Source organism: Symbiopectobacterium sp. RP, assembly GCF_050472005.1.
GTDB lineage: Bacteria > Pseudomonadota > Gammaproteobacteria > Enterobacterales > Enterobacteriaceae > Symbiopectobacterium.
This window is the reverse complement of the sequence record NZ_JBGOGS010000001.1, coordinates 2558776-2574626: the sequence shown is the minus strand read 5'-3', so window position 1 is coordinate 2574626 and position 15851 is coordinate 2558776. Positions and strand designations below refer to the sequence as shown.

At 49.7% G+C, this 15851-nt stretch carries 17 protein-coding genes and 8 pseudogenes; 9 read left to right on the top strand and 16 right to left on the bottom strand.

Annotated elements, in window-relative coordinates:
- Positions 1 to 110: 110 nt before the first annotated feature.
- Both ACD630_RS17095 and ACD630_RS17090 read left to right on the top strand, forming a co-directional pair.
- Entirely contained in the window at positions 111 to 716 is a 606-nt protein-coding gene (locus tag ACD630_RS17095) for a hypothetical protein (protein ID WP_430359764.1), read from the top strand.
- Complete coding sequence (locus tag ACD630_RS17090; protein WP_430359763.1) at positions 640 to 1101, top strand: hypothetical protein; 462 nt, start codon at positions 640 to 642, stop codon at positions 1099 to 1101. The genes ACD630_RS17095 and ACD630_RS17090 overlap by 77 nt, the downstream gene beginning before the upstream one ends.
- Before the next feature lie 11 nt (positions 1102 to 1112).
- Here ACD630_RS17090 and ACD630_RS17085 read toward each other — a convergent pair whose 3' ends face one another.
- The 3 genes and pseudogenes from ACD630_RS17085 to ACD630_RS17075 all read right to left on the bottom strand — a co-directional run.
- A complete protein-coding gene (locus ACD630_RS17085; RefSeq protein WP_430359762.1) occupies positions 1113 to 1250 on the bottom strand; it encodes a hypothetical protein in 138 nt (45 codons plus the stop codon).
- 585 nt (positions 1251 to 1835) lie between these two features.
- Positions 1836 to 3269, bottom strand: coding sequence for a PTS glucose transporter subunit IIBC (gene ptsG / locus ACD630_RS17080; protein WP_430359761.1), 1434 nt, complete (start codon positions 3267 to 3269; stop codon positions 1836 to 1838).
- Positions 3270 to 3563: 294 nt separating this feature from the next.
- Positions 3564 to 4043, bottom strand: a pseudogene (locus tag ACD630_RS17075) (TatD family hydrolase); the annotation flags it as partial.
- Between the two features lie 246 nt (positions 4044 to 4289).
- On the opposite strand from ACD630_RS17075, the pseudogene ACD630_RS17070 reads away from it, so the two are divergent.
- Positions 4290 to 4613, top strand: a pseudogene (locus ACD630_RS17070) (transposase); the annotation flags it as partial.
- On the opposite strand, the gene ACD630_RS17065 reads toward ACD630_RS17070, so the two are convergent.
- The gene (locus ACD630_RS17065; RefSeq protein ID WP_430360114.1) at positions 4510 to 5172 is read right to left on the bottom strand and encodes an IS630 family transposase; all 663 of its coding nucleotides are present in this window, start codon (positions 5170 to 5172) and stop codon (positions 4510 to 4512) included. The pseudogene ACD630_RS17070 and the gene ACD630_RS17065 overlap by 104 nt on opposite strands.
- Before the next feature lie 3 nt (positions 5173 to 5175).
- Positions 5176 to 5283 carry an IS630 transposase-related protein gene (locus ACD630_RS17060; RefSeq protein ID WP_430359759.1) on the bottom strand — a complete coding sequence of 36 codons (108 nt, stop codon included), beginning with the start codon at positions 5281 to 5283 and terminating at the stop codon, positions 5176 to 5178.
- A 28-nt stretch (positions 5284 to 5311) separates the two neighbouring features.
- On the opposite strand from ACD630_RS17060, the gene ACD630_RS17055 reads away from it, so the two are divergent.
- Positions 5312 to 5446, top strand: a complete 135-nt coding sequence (locus ACD630_RS17055; RefSeq protein WP_430359760.1) for a hypothetical protein — start codon at positions 5312 to 5314, stop codon at positions 5444 to 5446.
- On the opposite strand, the pseudogene ACD630_RS17050 reads toward ACD630_RS17055, so the two are convergent.
- Positions 5437 to 6333 (bottom strand): annotated as a pseudogene (locus tag ACD630_RS17050) (IS256 family transposase); the annotation flags it as partial. The gene ACD630_RS17055 and the pseudogene ACD630_RS17050 sit on opposite strands and share 10 nt — an antisense overlap.
- A gap of 103 nt (positions 6334 to 6436) precedes the next feature.
- On the opposite strand from ACD630_RS17050, the gene ACD630_RS17045 reads away from it, so the two are divergent.
- On the top strand, positions 6437 to 6544 hold the full coding sequence (locus tag ACD630_RS17045) for an IS630 transposase-related protein (protein WP_430359759.1): 108 nt from the start codon (positions 6437 to 6439) through the stop codon (positions 6542 to 6544).
- 3 nt (positions 6545 to 6547) lie between these two features.
- Positions 6548 to 7081 (top strand): IS630 family transposase, encoded by a 534-nt coding sequence (locus ACD630_RS17040; RefSeq protein ID WP_430360113.1) that lies wholly within the window; start codon positions 6548 to 6550, stop codon positions 7079 to 7081.
- Between the two features lie 54 nt (positions 7082 to 7135).
- Here the strand turns inward: ACD630_RS17040 and ACD630_RS17035 are convergent, their stop codons facing one another.
- The 4 genes and pseudogenes from ACD630_RS17035 to pnuC all read right to left on the bottom strand — a co-directional run bounded on the left by ACD630_RS17035 (position 7136) and on the right by pnuC (position 10488).
- Complete coding sequence (locus ACD630_RS17035; protein ID WP_430359758.1) at positions 7136 to 8053, bottom strand: IS5 family transposase; 918 nt, start codon at positions 8051 to 8053, stop codon at positions 7136 to 7138.
- 107 nt (positions 8054 to 8160) lie between these two features.
- Positions 8161 to 8484: pseudogene (locus ACD630_RS17030) on the bottom strand (transposase); the annotation flags it as partial.
- A 70-nt stretch (positions 8485 to 8554) separates the two neighbouring features.
- Positions 8555 to 9546, bottom strand: a pseudogene (gene aroG, locus ACD630_RS17025) (3-deoxy-7-phosphoheptulonate synthase AroG).
- Positions 9547 to 9759: 213 nt separating this feature from the next.
- Positions 9760 to 10488 (bottom strand): nicotinamide riboside transporter PnuC, encoded by a 729-nt coding sequence (pnuC, locus tag ACD630_RS17020; RefSeq protein ID WP_430359757.1) that lies wholly within the window; start codon positions 10486 to 10488, stop codon positions 9760 to 9762.
- 67 nt (positions 10489 to 10555) lie between these two features.
- On the opposite strand from pnuC, the gene ACD630_RS17015 reads away from it, so the two are divergent.
- The gene (locus ACD630_RS17015; protein ID WP_430359756.1) at positions 10556 to 10708 is read left to right on the top strand and encodes a hypothetical protein; all 153 of its coding nucleotides are present in this window, start codon (positions 10556 to 10558) and stop codon (positions 10706 to 10708) included.
- Between the two features lie 45 nt (positions 10709 to 10753).
- On the opposite strand, the pseudogene ACD630_RS17010 reads toward ACD630_RS17015, so the two are convergent.
- The 3 genes and pseudogenes from ACD630_RS17010 to ACD630_RS17000 all read right to left on the bottom strand — a co-directional run.
- Positions 10754 to 10879, bottom strand: a pseudogene (locus ACD630_RS17010) (DUF554 family protein); the annotation flags it as partial.
- Between the two features lie 17 nt (positions 10880 to 10896).
- Positions 10897 to 11184 (bottom strand): annotated as a pseudogene (locus ACD630_RS17005) (transposase).
- Between the two features lie 65 nt (positions 11185 to 11249).
- The gene (locus ACD630_RS17000) at positions 11250 to 11717 is read right to left on the bottom strand and encodes an IS630 transposase-related protein (protein ID WP_430359755.1); all 468 of its coding nucleotides are present in this window, start codon (positions 11715 to 11717) and stop codon (positions 11250 to 11252) included.
- A 227-nt stretch (positions 11718 to 11944) separates the two neighbouring features.
- Between ACD630_RS17000 and ACD630_RS16995 the strand changes: the two are divergent.
- Positions 11945 to 12689, top strand: a pseudogene (locus tag ACD630_RS16995) (IS256 family transposase); the annotation flags it as partial.
- A gap of 25 nt (positions 12690 to 12714) precedes the next feature.
- On the opposite strand, the gene proA reads toward ACD630_RS16995, so the two are convergent.
- The 3 genes from proA to crl all read right to left on the bottom strand — a co-directional run bounded on the left by proA (position 12715) and on the right by crl (position 15442).
- On the bottom strand, positions 12715 to 13977 hold the full coding sequence (proA, locus tag ACD630_RS16990; protein WP_430359754.1) for a glutamate-5-semialdehyde dehydrogenase: 1263 nt from the start codon (positions 13975 to 13977) through the stop codon (positions 12715 to 12717).
- Positions 13978 to 13987: 10 nt separating this feature from the next.
- Positions 13988 to 14932 carry a glutamate 5-kinase gene (gene proB / locus ACD630_RS16985; protein WP_430360112.1) on the bottom strand — a complete coding sequence of 315 codons (945 nt, stop codon included), beginning with the start codon at positions 14930 to 14932 and terminating at the stop codon, positions 13988 to 13990.
- A 135-nt stretch (positions 14933 to 15067) separates the two neighbouring features.
- Positions 15068 to 15442 (bottom strand): sigma factor-binding protein Crl, encoded by a 375-nt coding sequence (gene crl, locus ACD630_RS16980; RefSeq protein WP_430359753.1) that lies wholly within the window; start codon positions 15440 to 15442, stop codon positions 15068 to 15070.
- Positions 15443 to 15519: 77 nt separating this feature from the next.
- On the opposite strand from crl, the gene ACD630_RS16975 reads away from it, so the two are divergent.
- Positions 15520 to 15714, top strand: a complete 195-nt coding sequence (locus ACD630_RS16975; RefSeq protein ID WP_430359752.1) for a hypothetical protein — start codon at positions 15520 to 15522, stop codon at positions 15712 to 15714.
- Positions 15715 to 15851: the final 137 nt, after the last annotated feature.

The window sequence follows — 15851 nt, the reverse complement described above, 5'->3', positions numbered from 1 at the left end:
TCCCACACCACCGTACATACGGATCCGTATACACCAGTTCAGTTATGTTAATCGTCGCCCACCTTATATACATAGGTATCTACACATCTTTTGCAATATCTGCTATTACGTTGCTGCATGATCTCAACTTATCCATCGGCGGGATTGAGGCCCGCCTTAACCGGCGTTATCAGCGTCTGGTTAAGCAACACATGACTCCCGCAGCACCATTGGCGTCAGCCGTTAAAGACCTTGCCTGCGCGCAGAAAACAACATTCGCCACTACTCAGGCCGTTTGGCGTTTTTTTAATAATGAATGTATTAGCTTCAGTCAGCTCAATGAACCGATTATTTCGCTGGCTCTCCGGCAGGTTGCACTTAGCCCGCATCCATACGCTCCCGTCGTTCACGACTGGTCTCATTTACAGTTTCGTACCCACAATGGGAAAGAAGAACGTTTGAAAATGACGCATGGTGGCGACGTCGGTTATGAACTACAAACCAGCCTACTGGTTGATGCTGCAAATGGTTTACCAATAGCGCCCCTGTCTCAAACTCTAATCGATAGGGCAGGTTGTCGTTCAACGCTAACCGAGGGCTTGTCTGAGAGTCTGACTCATATGGATGCTTTGACGGCTGATATAGCCAACCGACTTAAAAATGATTATAGCCAATGCCCTGATATGTGGCAAAAAAATACAGCTAATTGTTATCAAAATAATGTCGCTTGGCTATAGCAACGAGATCACCAGCGCGGAAGTCGCTCGCTGGTATTACTGGCGCTGGGGTATTGAATCCTTTTTTAAGCTGCTGAAAGGTGCCGGTCATGATGTAGAAAAATGGCTTCAGTGCAGTGCTGGTGCCCTGCTACGCAGGTTATTGATAGCTAGCATGGCATGTGTGCTGGTATGGCGGCTGCAACGCGCTGAAGGAGACGACAATGCGGCAGCCCGTCAGTTAATTTGCCGATTATCCGGACGACAACAAAAACGAGGGCGTAAAGAAAGCGCCCCAGCGCTGCTTGCCGGACTATCCATCCTGCTAAATACCTTGACGTTATTAGCAGACTATATCCCGGAAGAACTTGCCCACTTAGCTATGGTGGTTTTTAACCCTTTATGATGTGTAGATACCTATGGTTTCGGCCACTGGCGTTTCAGATGGTCGGGGAGTTCGCTCACGCTTATTCCGTCCACACCCGGCGCGCCTTTGTTGGCTTTTACTCTTTTCAGCGCCTGCTTCAGATTTTCTTGGTTGAGGATAACCTCCATGAGACTATCCCGGGACGACGGGCTTTCCCGCTCCGGTTGTGTCTGGACGGTTTCAGCCCCTGATGGGGCAGGAGTCGGGGCTTCACCCCTTCTGCTCTCATCGGGGTCGCATTGCGTTTTCTGCTGCATGACCGTTCAGAACCTCCGGCGATACTCGCCACTCATCACTGTTCGGGCCTTCAGGTTTCCCCTACGCCCTCTGCTGACTTCTGCATAGCGATCAGCGCACCTCACGATGAGCTCAGTCCTGAATGCAGGACGCTATGCAGACCTCCTGGGGTAAGCCCGACCGCCTTCACCACACACCTGCCTGATTTACTCACTCGACCCTTGATGGTTATGGCCTTCGCGATCATATGCTCGCTCTGCCGATCGGATGAACCTTGTATCAGGTTTCTGTTCGTCAGGTCATGGCTTTGCTCCACGCTTCCTTCAGACCCCACCTCGCGATGACGCCCTTGCACTTCGCTAGTCCTTCGCCACCATCAGGCTGTACAGGGGACTTTCACCCCCAAGCTGTCGGGCATGCCAGGCACACATAAAAAAGGGAGCTTACGCTCCCTTTATCACTCCCCGGACAACGAATCAGTGATTACGGATGTAATCATCCATATCCGTTTTCAGGTTGTCAGATTTAGTACCAAAAATTGCCTGTACACCAGAGCCCGCAACAACAACGCCAGCTGCACCCAGTTTTTTGAGGCCTGCCTGATCCACTTTTGCGACACTACCGACGCCCACACGCAGACGCGTAATACAGGCGTCCAGATTGGTGATGTTTTCTTTGCCACCAAAGGCAGTCACCAGCGCCGCAGCCATATCACTGTTGTTTTGCGCGGACTGTTCAGAGGTGCTCTCTTCGCGGCCCGGCGTTTTCAGGTTCAGTTTGGCAATCAGTACACGGAAGATGGTGTAGTAAGCCAGCGCGTAGCACAGACCAACGATCGGGAAGAGCCACAGATTACTGCCGTTGCCGCTCAGTACTACGAAGTCAATCAAACCGTGGGAGAAACTGGTGCCATCGCGCATGCCCAGCAGGATACAGATGGGGAACGCCAAGCCCGCCAGAATGGCATGGATCACGTAGAGGATCGGTGCCACAAACAGGAAGGAGAAGTCAATCGGTTCAGTGATCCCGGTCAGGAACGAGGTCAATGCCGCAGAGAGCATAATACCGCCCACTTTAGCGCGATTTTCCGGCTTGGTGGAGTGCCAAATAGCAATCGCCGCCGCCGGCAGGCCGTACATTTTGAACAGGAAGCCCCCCGCCAGTTTACCTGCAGTCGGGTCACCGGCCATGTAACGAGGGATGTCACCGTGGAACACCTGGCCCGCCGCGTTGGTGAATTCACCGATCTGCATCTGGAACGGCACATTCCAGATATGGTGCAAGCCAAACGGCACCAACGAGCGCTCAACAATACCGTACAGGCCAAATGCCAGCACCGGGTTCTGATAGGCAACCCAGTGTGAGAACGTTTGGATTGCGGTCCCTACCGGTGGCCAGATAAAGGAGAGTACCACACCGGTGATAATCGCTGTCAGACCAGAGATGATCGGCACAAAGCGTTTACCGGCAAAAAAGCCTAGGTATTCCGGCAGCTGGATACGGTAGAAACGGTTAAACATGTAGGCCGCAATCGCACCAGCGATGATCCCACCGAGCACCCCGGTATCCGCCAAGTGTTCTTTGATGATCACCTCAGGCGGCAGCTGCAGCACGAGTGGAGCCACCGCTGCCATCGTCTTCACCATAATGCCGTAGGCAACAACGGCCGCCAGCGCGGAAACCCCATCATTATTGGTAAAACCGAGGGCAACGCCGATGGCAAAAATCAGTGGCATATTGGCAAATACGGAGTCACCTGCTTGCGCCATCACGCTTGAGACGATGGCCGGCAGCCAGCTGAAGTTGGCCGATCCGACACCCAGCAGGATACCTGCAATGGGCAGTACGGAAACAGGCAGCATCAGCGACTTACCTACTTTTTGCAGGTTGGCAAATGCATTCTTGAACATAATTGAGTGTGCTCCTGAGTAATAGTGCTTTTACGACGTTATAGCAACAAAAGGCGGGGAGTTTGAGGGATTTATCCCTCTTTTAATTTTTAGGTAGAGTAAAATAAATGGGTCATTCAATGTTTGACTGCTATCACGTTTCATTGCGCCAACAGATCGAGTAGCGTACAAAATCGCCATTTCTGTAGGTAACAGACGGGCAGAACCTCTGTCACTGGTGGCTAAACCACCAACCAGCGCACAGATGAGCGTCAATTAATTACGCAGCACAAAAAAACTCGGCCATTTTAAACACTAAACGGCGGCGGTCAACCGCTGTGAATCGATGTGGAACAGGCGGGAAAAATTCTCTGTAGTAGCCGCTGCTAATTGTGCAATATCAACACCTTTTAGCACGGAGAGATACTCGGCAACATCGCGCACGTAGGCAGGCTGGTTCTCTTTACCACGAAACGGCACCGGGGCAAACCAAGGGGAATCGGTTTCAACCAGCAGGCGATCCAGTGGAACAAACCGGGCAACGTCACGAAGTTCGTCTGCATTACGAAATGTCACAATGCCTGAAAACGAGATATAGAACCCCATATTCAGCAGCGTACGCGCCGTCTCAGTGAAGCACTGCAGCACGCCACCACAGCGCTCAACTCCCTCTTCTTTCAGAATATCAAGGGTATCTTAACGTGCCGAGCGGATATGGAGGATAACCGGCTTGTTTAACTCACAGCCGACACGAATGTGTTCGCGAAAGGAATCACGCTGTTGCGCCTGAGTTTCGAGTTATGCTCATTTCTGGTGTACGGGGTTTCGGGGAGGGTGGCGTATCCTGCTGATTGATTTCGTGGATGATTTCAACAACAGAGAGATGATACCCCATGAAAAAGTCTACCCTACAGGTCTCCGCAGAACCAGATATTGCCGGTGATCCCTTGCATGAACTCATTCGTAATGGTGCTAGGCAACTGATATAGCCAAGCGACATTATTTTGATAACAATTAGCTGTATTTTTTGCCACATATCAGGGCATTGGGGATGTTGAAATTAAAGTGCCTAAGGTCAGGGATCGCAGCGGCAACGGAATATGCTTCAACAGCGCGTTGTTGCCGCCTTATCTGAAACGTGCAAAAAGCGTCGAAGAGTTGCTACCATGGCTGTACCTGCGAGGCATATCCACCGGTGATTTTCACGAAGCCCTGAGGGCGCTTCTCGGTGAAAAAGCTAATGGCCTCTCTGCCAGTACCATCAGCAGACTGAAACAGCAATGGCTTGAAGAGCACAGGCAATGGTGCCTGCGTGATTTAAGCGATACGCGCTACGTTTATTTCTGGGCAGATGGCATATATAGCCAAGCGACTTAATTTTGATTAACCATATGGACTGAGAACAAAATCTCTGTATCGCAACCACTCTCTCATTTTTTTGCTTTTTGCTTTTTGCTTGTGCCCATTTACGCTCAATGGGGTTAAGATCCGGCGAATATGTAGGCAAATACTCCACCATATACCCTGCATCGATGATGACTTGTTGAATATTATGTTTTTTGTGAAAAGTTGCATTCTCCATCACGATTACCCTGTTTTTAGGGAGTACTGGAATAAGGACTTGTGTGACCCAGGAATAGAAAACATCGCTGTTAATATTGATATCAAATAATCCGATAGCAAACAGCGTTGTGCCTAATAACGCGCCGATAACATTTGTTCTTCCCTTGGCTCCCCAGTTCTTCAGGCCAAAACACCGTTGACCTTTTGGGAAATAGCCGTGAGTCCGTGGGGTATCGTGTAAAAAACCACTTTCATCAATAAAAACAATAGGCTTACCTTCTTTTTCATACTGTTGTATTTTTTGTTGAAATGCTTGCCGGGCGCTTTCGTCGGCTTTCGGATGATGTAGAGTTTTTTTTATAGGTCAATCCCAGCTTTTAAGAGCTTGCCAAATGGCCTTCTGACAAACGCCAAAACGCTCTGCACGTTCTTTTTGGTAAGCATCTGGATATTGTTCAACATCTTTTATCAACTAGGATTTATAGAAAACCGACTTAAAAATGATTACAGCCAATGCCCTGATATGTGGCAAAAAAATACAACTAATTGTTATCAAAATAATGTCGCTTGGCTATATCTTCCCAGCCGATAGAGCCTGTTTAAGATTTTGTGTAAATGCCTTTCCTCAGAAGTGACCGTCAAGGCGGTCACCGAACTCGATAATAAAGCGACCCATTGCCATACGCCAGTCCTGTAAGGGCATCGTCCATTTCTGTGATGCCCCTTGGATTGCCAGCCATACAACCTTCTTCACCGAGTCATCAGTCGGGAACACCTTGCGTTTCTTGATTGCATGCCGGAGCACGCTGTTCAGTGATTCTATAGCGTTCGTCGTGTAGATTACCTTGAGAAGTTCCTGCGGGTACGAGAAGAATGTCGACAGGTTGGCCCAGTTTGACTGCCAGCTCCGGCTTATCTGCGAATAGCGGTGATTCCATGTACCACCGAACGTCTCCAGCGCCTGAAGCGCGGCCTCTTCGGTTGGAGCCTGATACACTGCTTTGAGGTCGCGTGTTACCGCCTTATAGTCCTTCCAGGCAACGAAGCGCAGACTGTTGCGCACCATGTGCACGATGCACAACTGGATGCGGGCTTCCGGGTAGACCGTGTTGATGGCATCCGGGAACCCTTTCAGGCCGTCCACACTGGCAATGAGGATGTCGGTCAGGCCACGGTTTTTCAGTTCTGTCAGCACGTTCAGCCAGAACTTTGCGCCTTCATTTTCGGCCAGCCACATCCCCAGTAGCTCTTTCTGGCCTTCGATATTGATACCCAGCGCCAGGAACACAGACTTATTGATAACGCGGCTGTCCTGCCGGACTTTCAGAACGATACAGTCAAGGTAAACAATGGGATAAACCACATCCAGGGGGCGATTTTGCCATTCAACAACCTGCTCCATAACGGCATCGGTGACCTTCGATACCAGGGCGGGTGAGACATCCGCGTCATACAGTTCTTTGAACGCAGCGGCAATTTCGCGGGTGGTCATCCCTTTGGCATACAACGATAAAATCTGGTTATAGGCAAGCGACATTATTTTGATAACAATTAGCTGTATTTTTTTGCCACATATCAGGGCATTGGCTGTAATCATTTTTAAGTCGGTTTTCTATAAATCCTAGTTGATAAAAGATGTTGAACAATATCCAGATGCTTACCAAAAAGAACGTGCAGAGCGTTTTGGCGTTTGTCAGAAGGCCATTTGGCAAGCTCTTAAAAGCTGGGATTGACCTATAAAAAAAACTCTACATCATCCGAAAGCCGACGAAAGCGCCCGGCAAGCATTTCAACAAAAAATACAACAGTATGAAAAAGAAGGTAAGCCTATTGTTTTTATTGATGAAAGTGGTTTTCCACACGATACCCCACGGATTCACGGCTATTCCCCAAAAGGTCAACGGTGTTTTGGGCTGAAGAACGGGGGAGCCAAGGGAAGAACAAATGTTATCGGCGCGTTATTAGGCACAACGCTGTTTGCTATCGGATTATTTGATATCAATATTAACAGCGATGTTTTCTATTCCTGGGTCACACAAGTCCTTATTCCAGTACTCCCTAAAAACAGGGTAATCGTGATGGAGAATGCAACTTTTCACAAAAAACATAATATTCAACAAGTCATCATCGATGCAGGGTATATGGTGGAGTATTTGCCTACATATTCGCCAGATCTTAACCCCATTGAGCATAAATGGGCACAAGCAAAAAGCAAAAAAAGAGAGAGTGGTTGCGATACAGAGATTTTGTTCTCAGTCCATATGGTGTAGGCTTTGTTGAATAAATCAGAACTTGTAACGACTGCGCCCCATACGGGTCGATTGTTACGTGATGCGAATACTGTTCGGCATTCCTAATAGCGTGATCAGGTTAAGCGCTTTGACCATGGCTTCACCCACCTGACCATCGTAGTCTCTCAGACTTAGATGACCACCCAGAAGCCTTTTGAACCGGAACATGGCCGTTTCAGCCACTGAGCGCCGGTGATGGCCCACTTTCTTTTTCCAGATATCGTTACTACCGCTAATGCGCTGATTTGCGACAGCGTGGTTACGCTCGTGGTAGCGATCTTGCCAATATTGCGCCCCCCTTCGTGGCGGGATAAGCGGCCTTATTTTCTTCCTCAGCAGAGCATCATAGCAGTAAACTGTATCGTAAGCGCCGTCAGCCGATGCCTCTCTGATTTTCCGGTGGGTCTGGTTTATCAGCGCCGGTAGAGCTTGGGCATCAGTCGTACCACTGAGCGACAAATCCGCACAGATAATCTCATGCGTTACACTGTCTACTGCCAGGTGCAGCTTACGCCATACCCTGCGTCTGTCGGCACCATGCTGCCGGACTTTCCATTCGCCTTCGCCAAAGACCTTCAGGCTGGTTCCATCAATGACCAGATGTGAGATTTCACCACGGGTTGGCGTTTTTATGCTGATGTTCACTGTCTTTGCTCGCTTGCTGAGCAGCGAATAGTCTGGACAATGGAGCGACAATTTAATCAGTTTAAAAATCGAGTCACCAAAGCCCTGTAAAGCCCTCAATGAAAGGCCAAACACGCGTTTCATCATCAGGACTGTGGTGATGGTCATATCTGAGTAGTGGAGCGGTCGTCCACGCCGTTCAGTAGTGTTTTTTTCCGTCCATGCAGCAATGGCTGATTCATCTAGCCATACGGTTAGAGAACCGCGTTGCTTGAGGGCCTTGTTATAAGAGGGCCAGTTGGTGATTTTAAAATTTTGTTTTGCCATGGAGACCTGATTTTGAAACAACTGTGTTGATCTGCTCCGATGATTACCCAAAAGTTCTATTTATTCAACAAAGCCTATGGTGTAATCAAAATTAAGTCGCTTGGCTATAAAATCTGGTTATCCATCCCGGAGAGCCGGGTCTGGTTCTTCTTCACAAGTTGCGGTTCAAAGGAAGCATCACGATCACGTGGTGTACGCAGTTCCAGCGGACCATCGCCGGCGGTAACAGTCTTTGTGGAGTAGCCATTGCGCGTGTTAGTTCCAGATTTGGACTGGTGCTTCTCATGCCCGAGGTGATGGGTCATTTCAGCATTAAGGGCAGCTTCAACGCTGATCTTTTTCAGCAGGCGATCAAACTGGTTGAGAGCGTCAGGGGTTTTGAGATTTTTGGGCAGCTCGTTAGCCAGAGCCTGTAACTGTTTTTCGTCCATAAAGTAACCTGCTTTTGATGTTGGATTGAACATATCAAAATCAGGCAATTACACAATCTCGTGTACAGGCTCAGCCGATACATGCATCAGTCACACTGCGACCATAAACCAGTGGTTCACCGCTTTCCAGGCTCTGGTTGCCTTCTACCAGATGGCTTTCCGCCATCACACCGGTGATGGCACGTTCACCACCCGCTATCTGCGCGCACACATCAGCCCCTACGTCCATCTGCTTCTTGAACTGTTTGCTGCTGTAGCATGACTGAAATCGATCATCACCTGCGGGCGCAGTCCGGCTTTTTCCAGTCCATCCTTCACGTCGCTGACGTGCTCGGCGCTATAATTCGGTGCTTTCCCCCCGCGCAAAATAATGTGGCAATCGTTGTTGCCGCTGGTGTTGACAATGGCGGAGTGACCCCATTTGGTCACCGACAGGAAGCAGTGCGGCGCCCTCGCGGCATTAATGGTATCGATCGCCACTTTAATCGTGCCATCGGTGTCGTTTTTGAAGCCAACCGGACAAGAGAGACCGGAAGCCAATTCGCGGTGTACCTGAGATTCCGTAGTGCGTGCACCGATGGCACCCCAGCTCATCAGATCTGCCAGATACTGCGGCGATATGATGTTCAAGAACTCACCCGCAGCAGGTAACCCGCTATCGTTGATTTCCACCAGCAATTGACGGGCAATGCGCAATCCATCGTTAATCTGGAAGCTGTTATACATGTGCGGATCGTTAATCAGTCCTTTCCAACCCACAGTGGTGCGCGGTTTCTCAAAATAGACACGCATCACGACTTCCAGCTCGTCGCTTAACGCGTTGCGCAGCGTAAGCAAGCGGGCGGCGTATTCTTTTGCAGCCTTGGTATCATGAATCGAGCACGGGCCAATCACCACCAGCAAACGATCGTCAGTGCCATGCAGAATCTTGTGAATTGCCGAGCGGGTAAATGAGACCGTTTCTGCCGCACGCGCGGTAGCCGGAAATTTCTCCAGCAACGCGACAGGAGGTAACAACTCTTTGATCTCTTTAATTCTTAAGTCATCATTTTGGTAATTCATCATTCATCCATCGATTCTTGCGCAGAACATGCCACATCTTGCCAATAGGAAACGGTTGCAGGGCGATTACCCTAGCGTTTAAAAACGGAACTGTTCATATTGCAGCGCATAAATGATAAGTCAAGCGTATGGCGTACCCACAACAACATCGCGTAATTTTACGCGATAAAATGCTGTTAGCTTACCGCTATGCCGCGTTTTCCAACGTGCACTTTACGCTCTGCGCTGTAGATACGATGGCGTTGGACGCTGGCGCGCTTCCTTGATCCACAACCAGGTGCCGTTGAGGGCGATACCGGTCAAGATCAGGTATTCCAAGGCCATCACATAAACCCCCTGGTAGGTGAAGATCACCACGCTGATAATGTTAACCACGACCCACAATATCCAGTTTTCCACATATTTACGCGTCATCAGGATCATCGCTATCATGGAGAGCACCATCATGCTGGAATCCCAGAAGGGAAACGCATCCGCCTGCAATGTTGGTATGGTCACCTGTACCCCCATGCTCCGCATCACGGTCACCGCGACGCCAGTCAGCGCGGCAAACACCGCATCAATGTAGACGGTCATCAAACCAATCACGAGTGCACCCAGCACTGACCGGGCAAACAATCTGGGGAGTGGCAGCCAGCGTATTTTTAAGGCGATATCCTGCTGTTCCGTGCGCCGTGTCCAGGCATACCAACCATAAACATTGGCAACAAAGAAAAAGATTTGTAGCAACAGGCTGGCATAAAGCTGAATCTGGAAAAAAATAACGGCAAATAGCGAGACGTTGATCAAACCAAACAGGTAATTGATGGTTTTTTCCAGACTGGCAAGCCAGATACAGAGCAGGCCGCACAGCGCGCCAACGGCTTCAATCCAGGAAAGATCGTACCCTCCCGCACCGAACGGGATATGAATCAAAATGTTGCTGGTACTGAAAACGTCCATCTTGCCACCCCACGTTTATCGTCTAAATGAGGAAATCCTGCTTCTATTATAGCCAACCAACTTAAAAATGATTACAGCCAATGCCCTGATATATGGCAAAAAAATACAGCTAATTGTTATCAAAATAATGTCGCTTGGCTATATCAGGCTCCCAAACGGGGTATATGGTAGCAGTCGGTTAGCAAGAAGGCACTTAATGTTTTACATACTAAACAAATAAGAGGTAATTCTTTTAATTACTCCCTTTTGTTTAGCACGCATAAAACTAACCGAACCAGCGATGCCAATAAATCGACAGTGGGATGATAAACAGCAGCGCAGGCAAGAAATTCACCACGGCGAACATTTTTATCTGCGCGATGCGTAACCCTACCGCCATCATGATATACCCAAGCGACTTAATTTTGATCACACCATATGGACTGAGAACAAAATCTCTGTATCGCAACCACTCTCTCTTTTTTTGCTTTTTGCTTGTGCCCATTTATGCTCAATGGGGTTAAGATCTGGCGAATATGTAGGCAAATACTCCACCATATACCCTGCATCGATGATGACTTATTGAATATTATGTTTTTTGTGAAAAGTTGCATTGTCCATCACGATTACCCTGTTTTTAGGGAGTACTGGGATAAGGACTTGTGTGACCCAGGAATAGAAAACATCGCTGTTAATATTGATATCAAATAATCCGATAGCAAACAGCGTTGTGCCTAATAAAGCGCCGATAACATTTGTTCTTCCCTTGGCTCCCTAGTTCTTCAGGCCAAAACACCGTTGACCTTTTGGGGAATAGCCGTGAGTCCGTGGGGTATCGTGTGGAAAAGAACTTTCATCAATAAAAACAATAGGTTTGCCTTTTTTTTATACTGTTGTATTTTTTGTTGAAATGCTTGCCGGGCGCTTTCGTCGGCTTTCGGATGACGTAGAGTTTTTTTATAGGCCAATCCCAGCTTTTTAAGAGCTTGCCAAATGGCCTTCTGACAAACGCCAAAACGCTCTGCACGTTCTTTTTGGTAAGCATCTGGATATGGTTCAACATCTTTTATCAACTCGGATTTATCGCTCTTTCGCTGACGTGTGGTCGATGCTTTTGACGCTATTTGATTAATCCAACGCGATACAGAGGCAGGGCCAATCCGAAATTGCTTCGCTGTTTCTCGGATACTCAACCCTTCTTCTTCCCGTGTAGATATCACTTTACGTCTAAAATCAATTGAATAGCTCATTTAAATAATGTGATCAAAATTAAGTCGTTTAGTTATATCGTTCTGAAAGTCCGGGGCTTTGTTGAATAAATAGATTTTATGCTGGCAGCCCAGCGAAACGACGGATCCTCACAACGTAAAATCATGCAGTTAGGCCTCATGAGAAAAGTGTACACCTGAGATGAGAAGCATTTTCAACCAAAACTGGAATGGAAAAACAGCATGATTACCTATTATTCAACAAAGCCAAAGTCCAGCAGGACAGCCGCGTTATCAATAAGTCTGTGTTCCTGGCGCTGGGTATCAATATCGAAGGCCAGAAAGAGCTACTGGGGATGTGGCTGGCCGAAAATGAAGGCGCAAAGTTCTGGCTGAACGTGCTGAGAGAACTGAAAAACCGTGGCCTGACCGACATCCTCATTGCCTGTGTGGACGGCCTGAAAGGGTTCCCGGATGCCCGCATCCAGTTGTGCATCGTGCACATGGTGCGCAACAGTCTGCGCTTCGTTGCCTGGAAGGACTATAAGGCGGTAACACACGACCTCAAAGCAGTGTATCAGGCTCCAACCGAAGAGGCCGCGCTTCAGGCGCTGGAGACGTTCGGTGGGACATGGGATCACCGCTATTCGCAGATAAGCCGGAGCTGGCAGTCAAACTGGGCCAACCTGTCGACATTCTTCTCGTACCCGCAGGAACTTCGCAAGGTATAGACAAGCGACATTATTTTGATAACAATTAGCTGTATTTTTTTGCCACATATCAGGGCATTGGCTGTAATCATTTTTAAGTCGGTTGGCTATAGAATCACTGAGCAGCGTGCTCCGGCATGCAATCAAGAAACGCAAGGTGTTCCCGACTGATGACTCGGTGAAGAAGGTCGTATGGCTGGCAACCCATGCGGCATCACAGAAATGGACGATGCCCTTACAGGACTGGCGTATGGCAATGAGTCGCATTATTATCGAGTTCGGTGACCGCCTTGACGGTCACTTCTGGGGAAAGGCATTTACACAAAATCTTAAACAGGCTCGGCGCGGATTAAATCTTCGCCGTAACCAATCCACTTGTAGGTGGTCAACGCTTCCAACCCCATCGGGCCGCGCGCGTGCAATTTCTGCGTGCTTACCGCCACTTCGGCACCCAAGCCAAACTGGCCGCCATCGGTAAAGCGGGTGCTGGCATTGACGTACACCGCCGAGGAATCAACCTTGCGCGCAAAGCGTTCCGCATTGCTGGTGGAGCGCGTCAAAATGGCATCAGAGTGCTGCGTGCAGTGTTCACGGATATGGGCAATGGCAGCATCCATATCGTCCACCAGTGCCACGTTGAGGTCGTTAGAAAGCCATTCGTCATCGTAGTCCTTGGCTTCCACTGCAACCACTTTGGCAGGCCCGCTTTGCAACGTGCTCAAGGCTTCCGGGCTGGCGTGCAGCGTCCCCCCTGCTTGTGCCATTTTCTCGCTCAGTGCAGGCAGGAACTGCGCGGCAATGGCGCGATGAATCAGCAGCGTTTCCAGGCTGTTGCACGCGCTCGGACGCTGTACCTTGGCGCTTTCAATCACGGTCAGCGCTTTCGCAAAATCAATGCTCTCATCGGCAAAAATATGGCACACGCCAATCCCGCCCGTGATCACCGGAATAGTCGATTGCTCACGGCACAGTTTGTGCAGCCCGGCATCACCGCGCGGGATCAGCATATCCACATAGCGATCCAGTTTAAGCAGTTGATTGACCAGATCTCTGTCTGGGCTTTCAATCGCCTGAACCGCTGCAGCAGGTAGCCCGCTTTGTTCCAGTGCGCGTTGAATCACGCTCATCGTGGCCGCATTGGTGCGATAAGTCTCTTTGCCGCCGCGCAGAATCACTGCGTTACCGGTTTTCAGGCACAGGCTGGCGACGTCCACCGTCACATTCAGGCGCGCTTCATAGATAACGCCCACCACGCCCAATGGCACACGACGGCGTTCCAGTTTCAATCCATTATCCAGCAGGCGGCCATCTATCACTTCACCCACCGGGTCATTCAGGCGGCAGACTTGGCGCACATCGTCAGCGATGGCGCTCAGCCGCTGCGGTGTGAGCAGCAACCGGTCTTGTAACGCGACGCTCATGCCATTTTGCCGTGCATCTGCCAGATCCAGTGCGTTGGCGGCCAGAATCTCTGCGCTTTCTGCCTCCAGCAGGTCAGCAATCACGTTCAGCGCCTGGTTCTTTTGCACTGTACTCAGCACCGACAGGTGATAGGAGGCTTGTTTAGCAGCTTTGCCCATTTTTTCCAGCATGGCGTGCTCCTTAATTGATAATCATGTCGTCGCGATGAACAGCCACCGGGCCATACTCGTACCCAAGGATATCGGCAATCTGCTGCGAGTGATGCCCGGCGATCATGCTCAGCGCATCACTGTTGTAACGGGTTACCGCATGCGCCAAATCGCGCCCAGACAGCGTACAAACGCGGATGACCTCACCGCGAGAAAAGTTACCCTTCACCTCGCGAATGCCTTTTGGCAACAGAGAGCTACCACGCTCAACGATCGCGGAAAGCGCACCGTCATCAATGGTGATTTCACCCGCCGGCGGCGCACCGAAGATCCAGTGTTTGCGGCTTTCCAACGGTGCTTCCACGGCGTGGAAACGGGTACCGACCGACACGTTGCCAATCACATCTTCCCGGATCAATTCCGCCTCCGGGTTGGAACGCGGATCAGCGGTAAACAAGCCAGCCTGATCGGTCAGCAACAGCAGCTTGTCCGCATCCGCCAATATCGCGGCGAGTGCCAACAGGTTGTCGTTATCGCCAACCTTGATTTCGGCGGTGGCTACCGCATCGTTCTCATTAATCAGCGGAACAATACGGTTATCCAGCAATGCACGCAGCGTGTCGCGGGCGTTGAGGAAACGTTCTCTGTCTTCCAGATCCGCGCACGTCAGCAACATTTGAGCAATATGGATGCCATAAATAGAAAACAGTTGTTCCCACAACTGAATCAAACGGCTCTGTCCGACCGCGGCCAACAGCTGTTTGGTGGCGATGGTGGCAGGCAATTCCGGATAGCCCAAATGCTCGCGCCCAGCGCCAATCGCCCCAGACGTCACAATCACAATACGGTGTCCGGCCGTGTGCTGCTGTGCACACTGGCGAACCAATTCAACAATATGGGCACGGTTCAAGCGGCGCGAACCGCCGGTCAACACACTGGTACCCAATTTCACAACCAAAGTCTGGCTGCCACTCATGATTAATCTGCCGTTAATGTTGGTCAAAACACGAAATAGTGAAAACGTTGCTACAGAGCACGTTCATAATGGCAACAGAGATTACGCGAATCTGCCCCGCTCACGCAAACGCGGCGCAGACTCCAAAGAGAGGTTTCACGGTCGCTCGGTGAGCGTCAAGGCGGGTTCCAAAGAATGTAATAACTTATCCAGAAGCGTATGAAACTGCCGTTGCGTCTCCTGCACTTTCGTCAGCACTTCGGTATCCTTAATTTTCTCTTCTTGCCAACGGCCCGTTTTATCGTACAAGCCAGTATGGTAGGAATAAATGAGCGTCTTTTCCTGGGCTTCCAACTGGAGCCACCATCCCCAGAATTCCCGTTTTTCCGGCACAGGTTTCACACTAACGCATACCGCCAGGCAATCAAAGAAAAAACGTTCGTTGTCGCACTGATTCTCGCGTAGATAGGGCCCCAATGAGGCAAAACTTTTCATGAGCCGGGCTTTCGGATGTCCACTCGGTAATGTCATCGGTTTACTCCTCAGGTTGAAGCTTCTCTTTTAACAGCATAGGTATCTACACATCTTTTGCAATATCTGCTATTACGTTGCTGCATGATCTCAACTTATCCATCGGCGGGATTGATGCCCGCCTTAACCGGCGTTATCAGCGTCTGGTTAAGCAACACATGACTCCCGCAGCACCATTGGCGTCAGCCGTTAAAGACCTTGCCTGCGCGCAGAAAACAACATTCGCCACTACTCAGGCCGTTTGGCGTTTTTTTAATAATGGAATGTATTAGCTTCAGTTAGCTCAATGAACCGATTATTTCGCTGGCTCTCCGGCAGGTTGCACTTAGCCCGCATCCATACGCTTCCGTCGTTCACGACTGGTCTCATTTACAGTTTCGTACCCACAATGGGAAAGAAGAACGTTTGA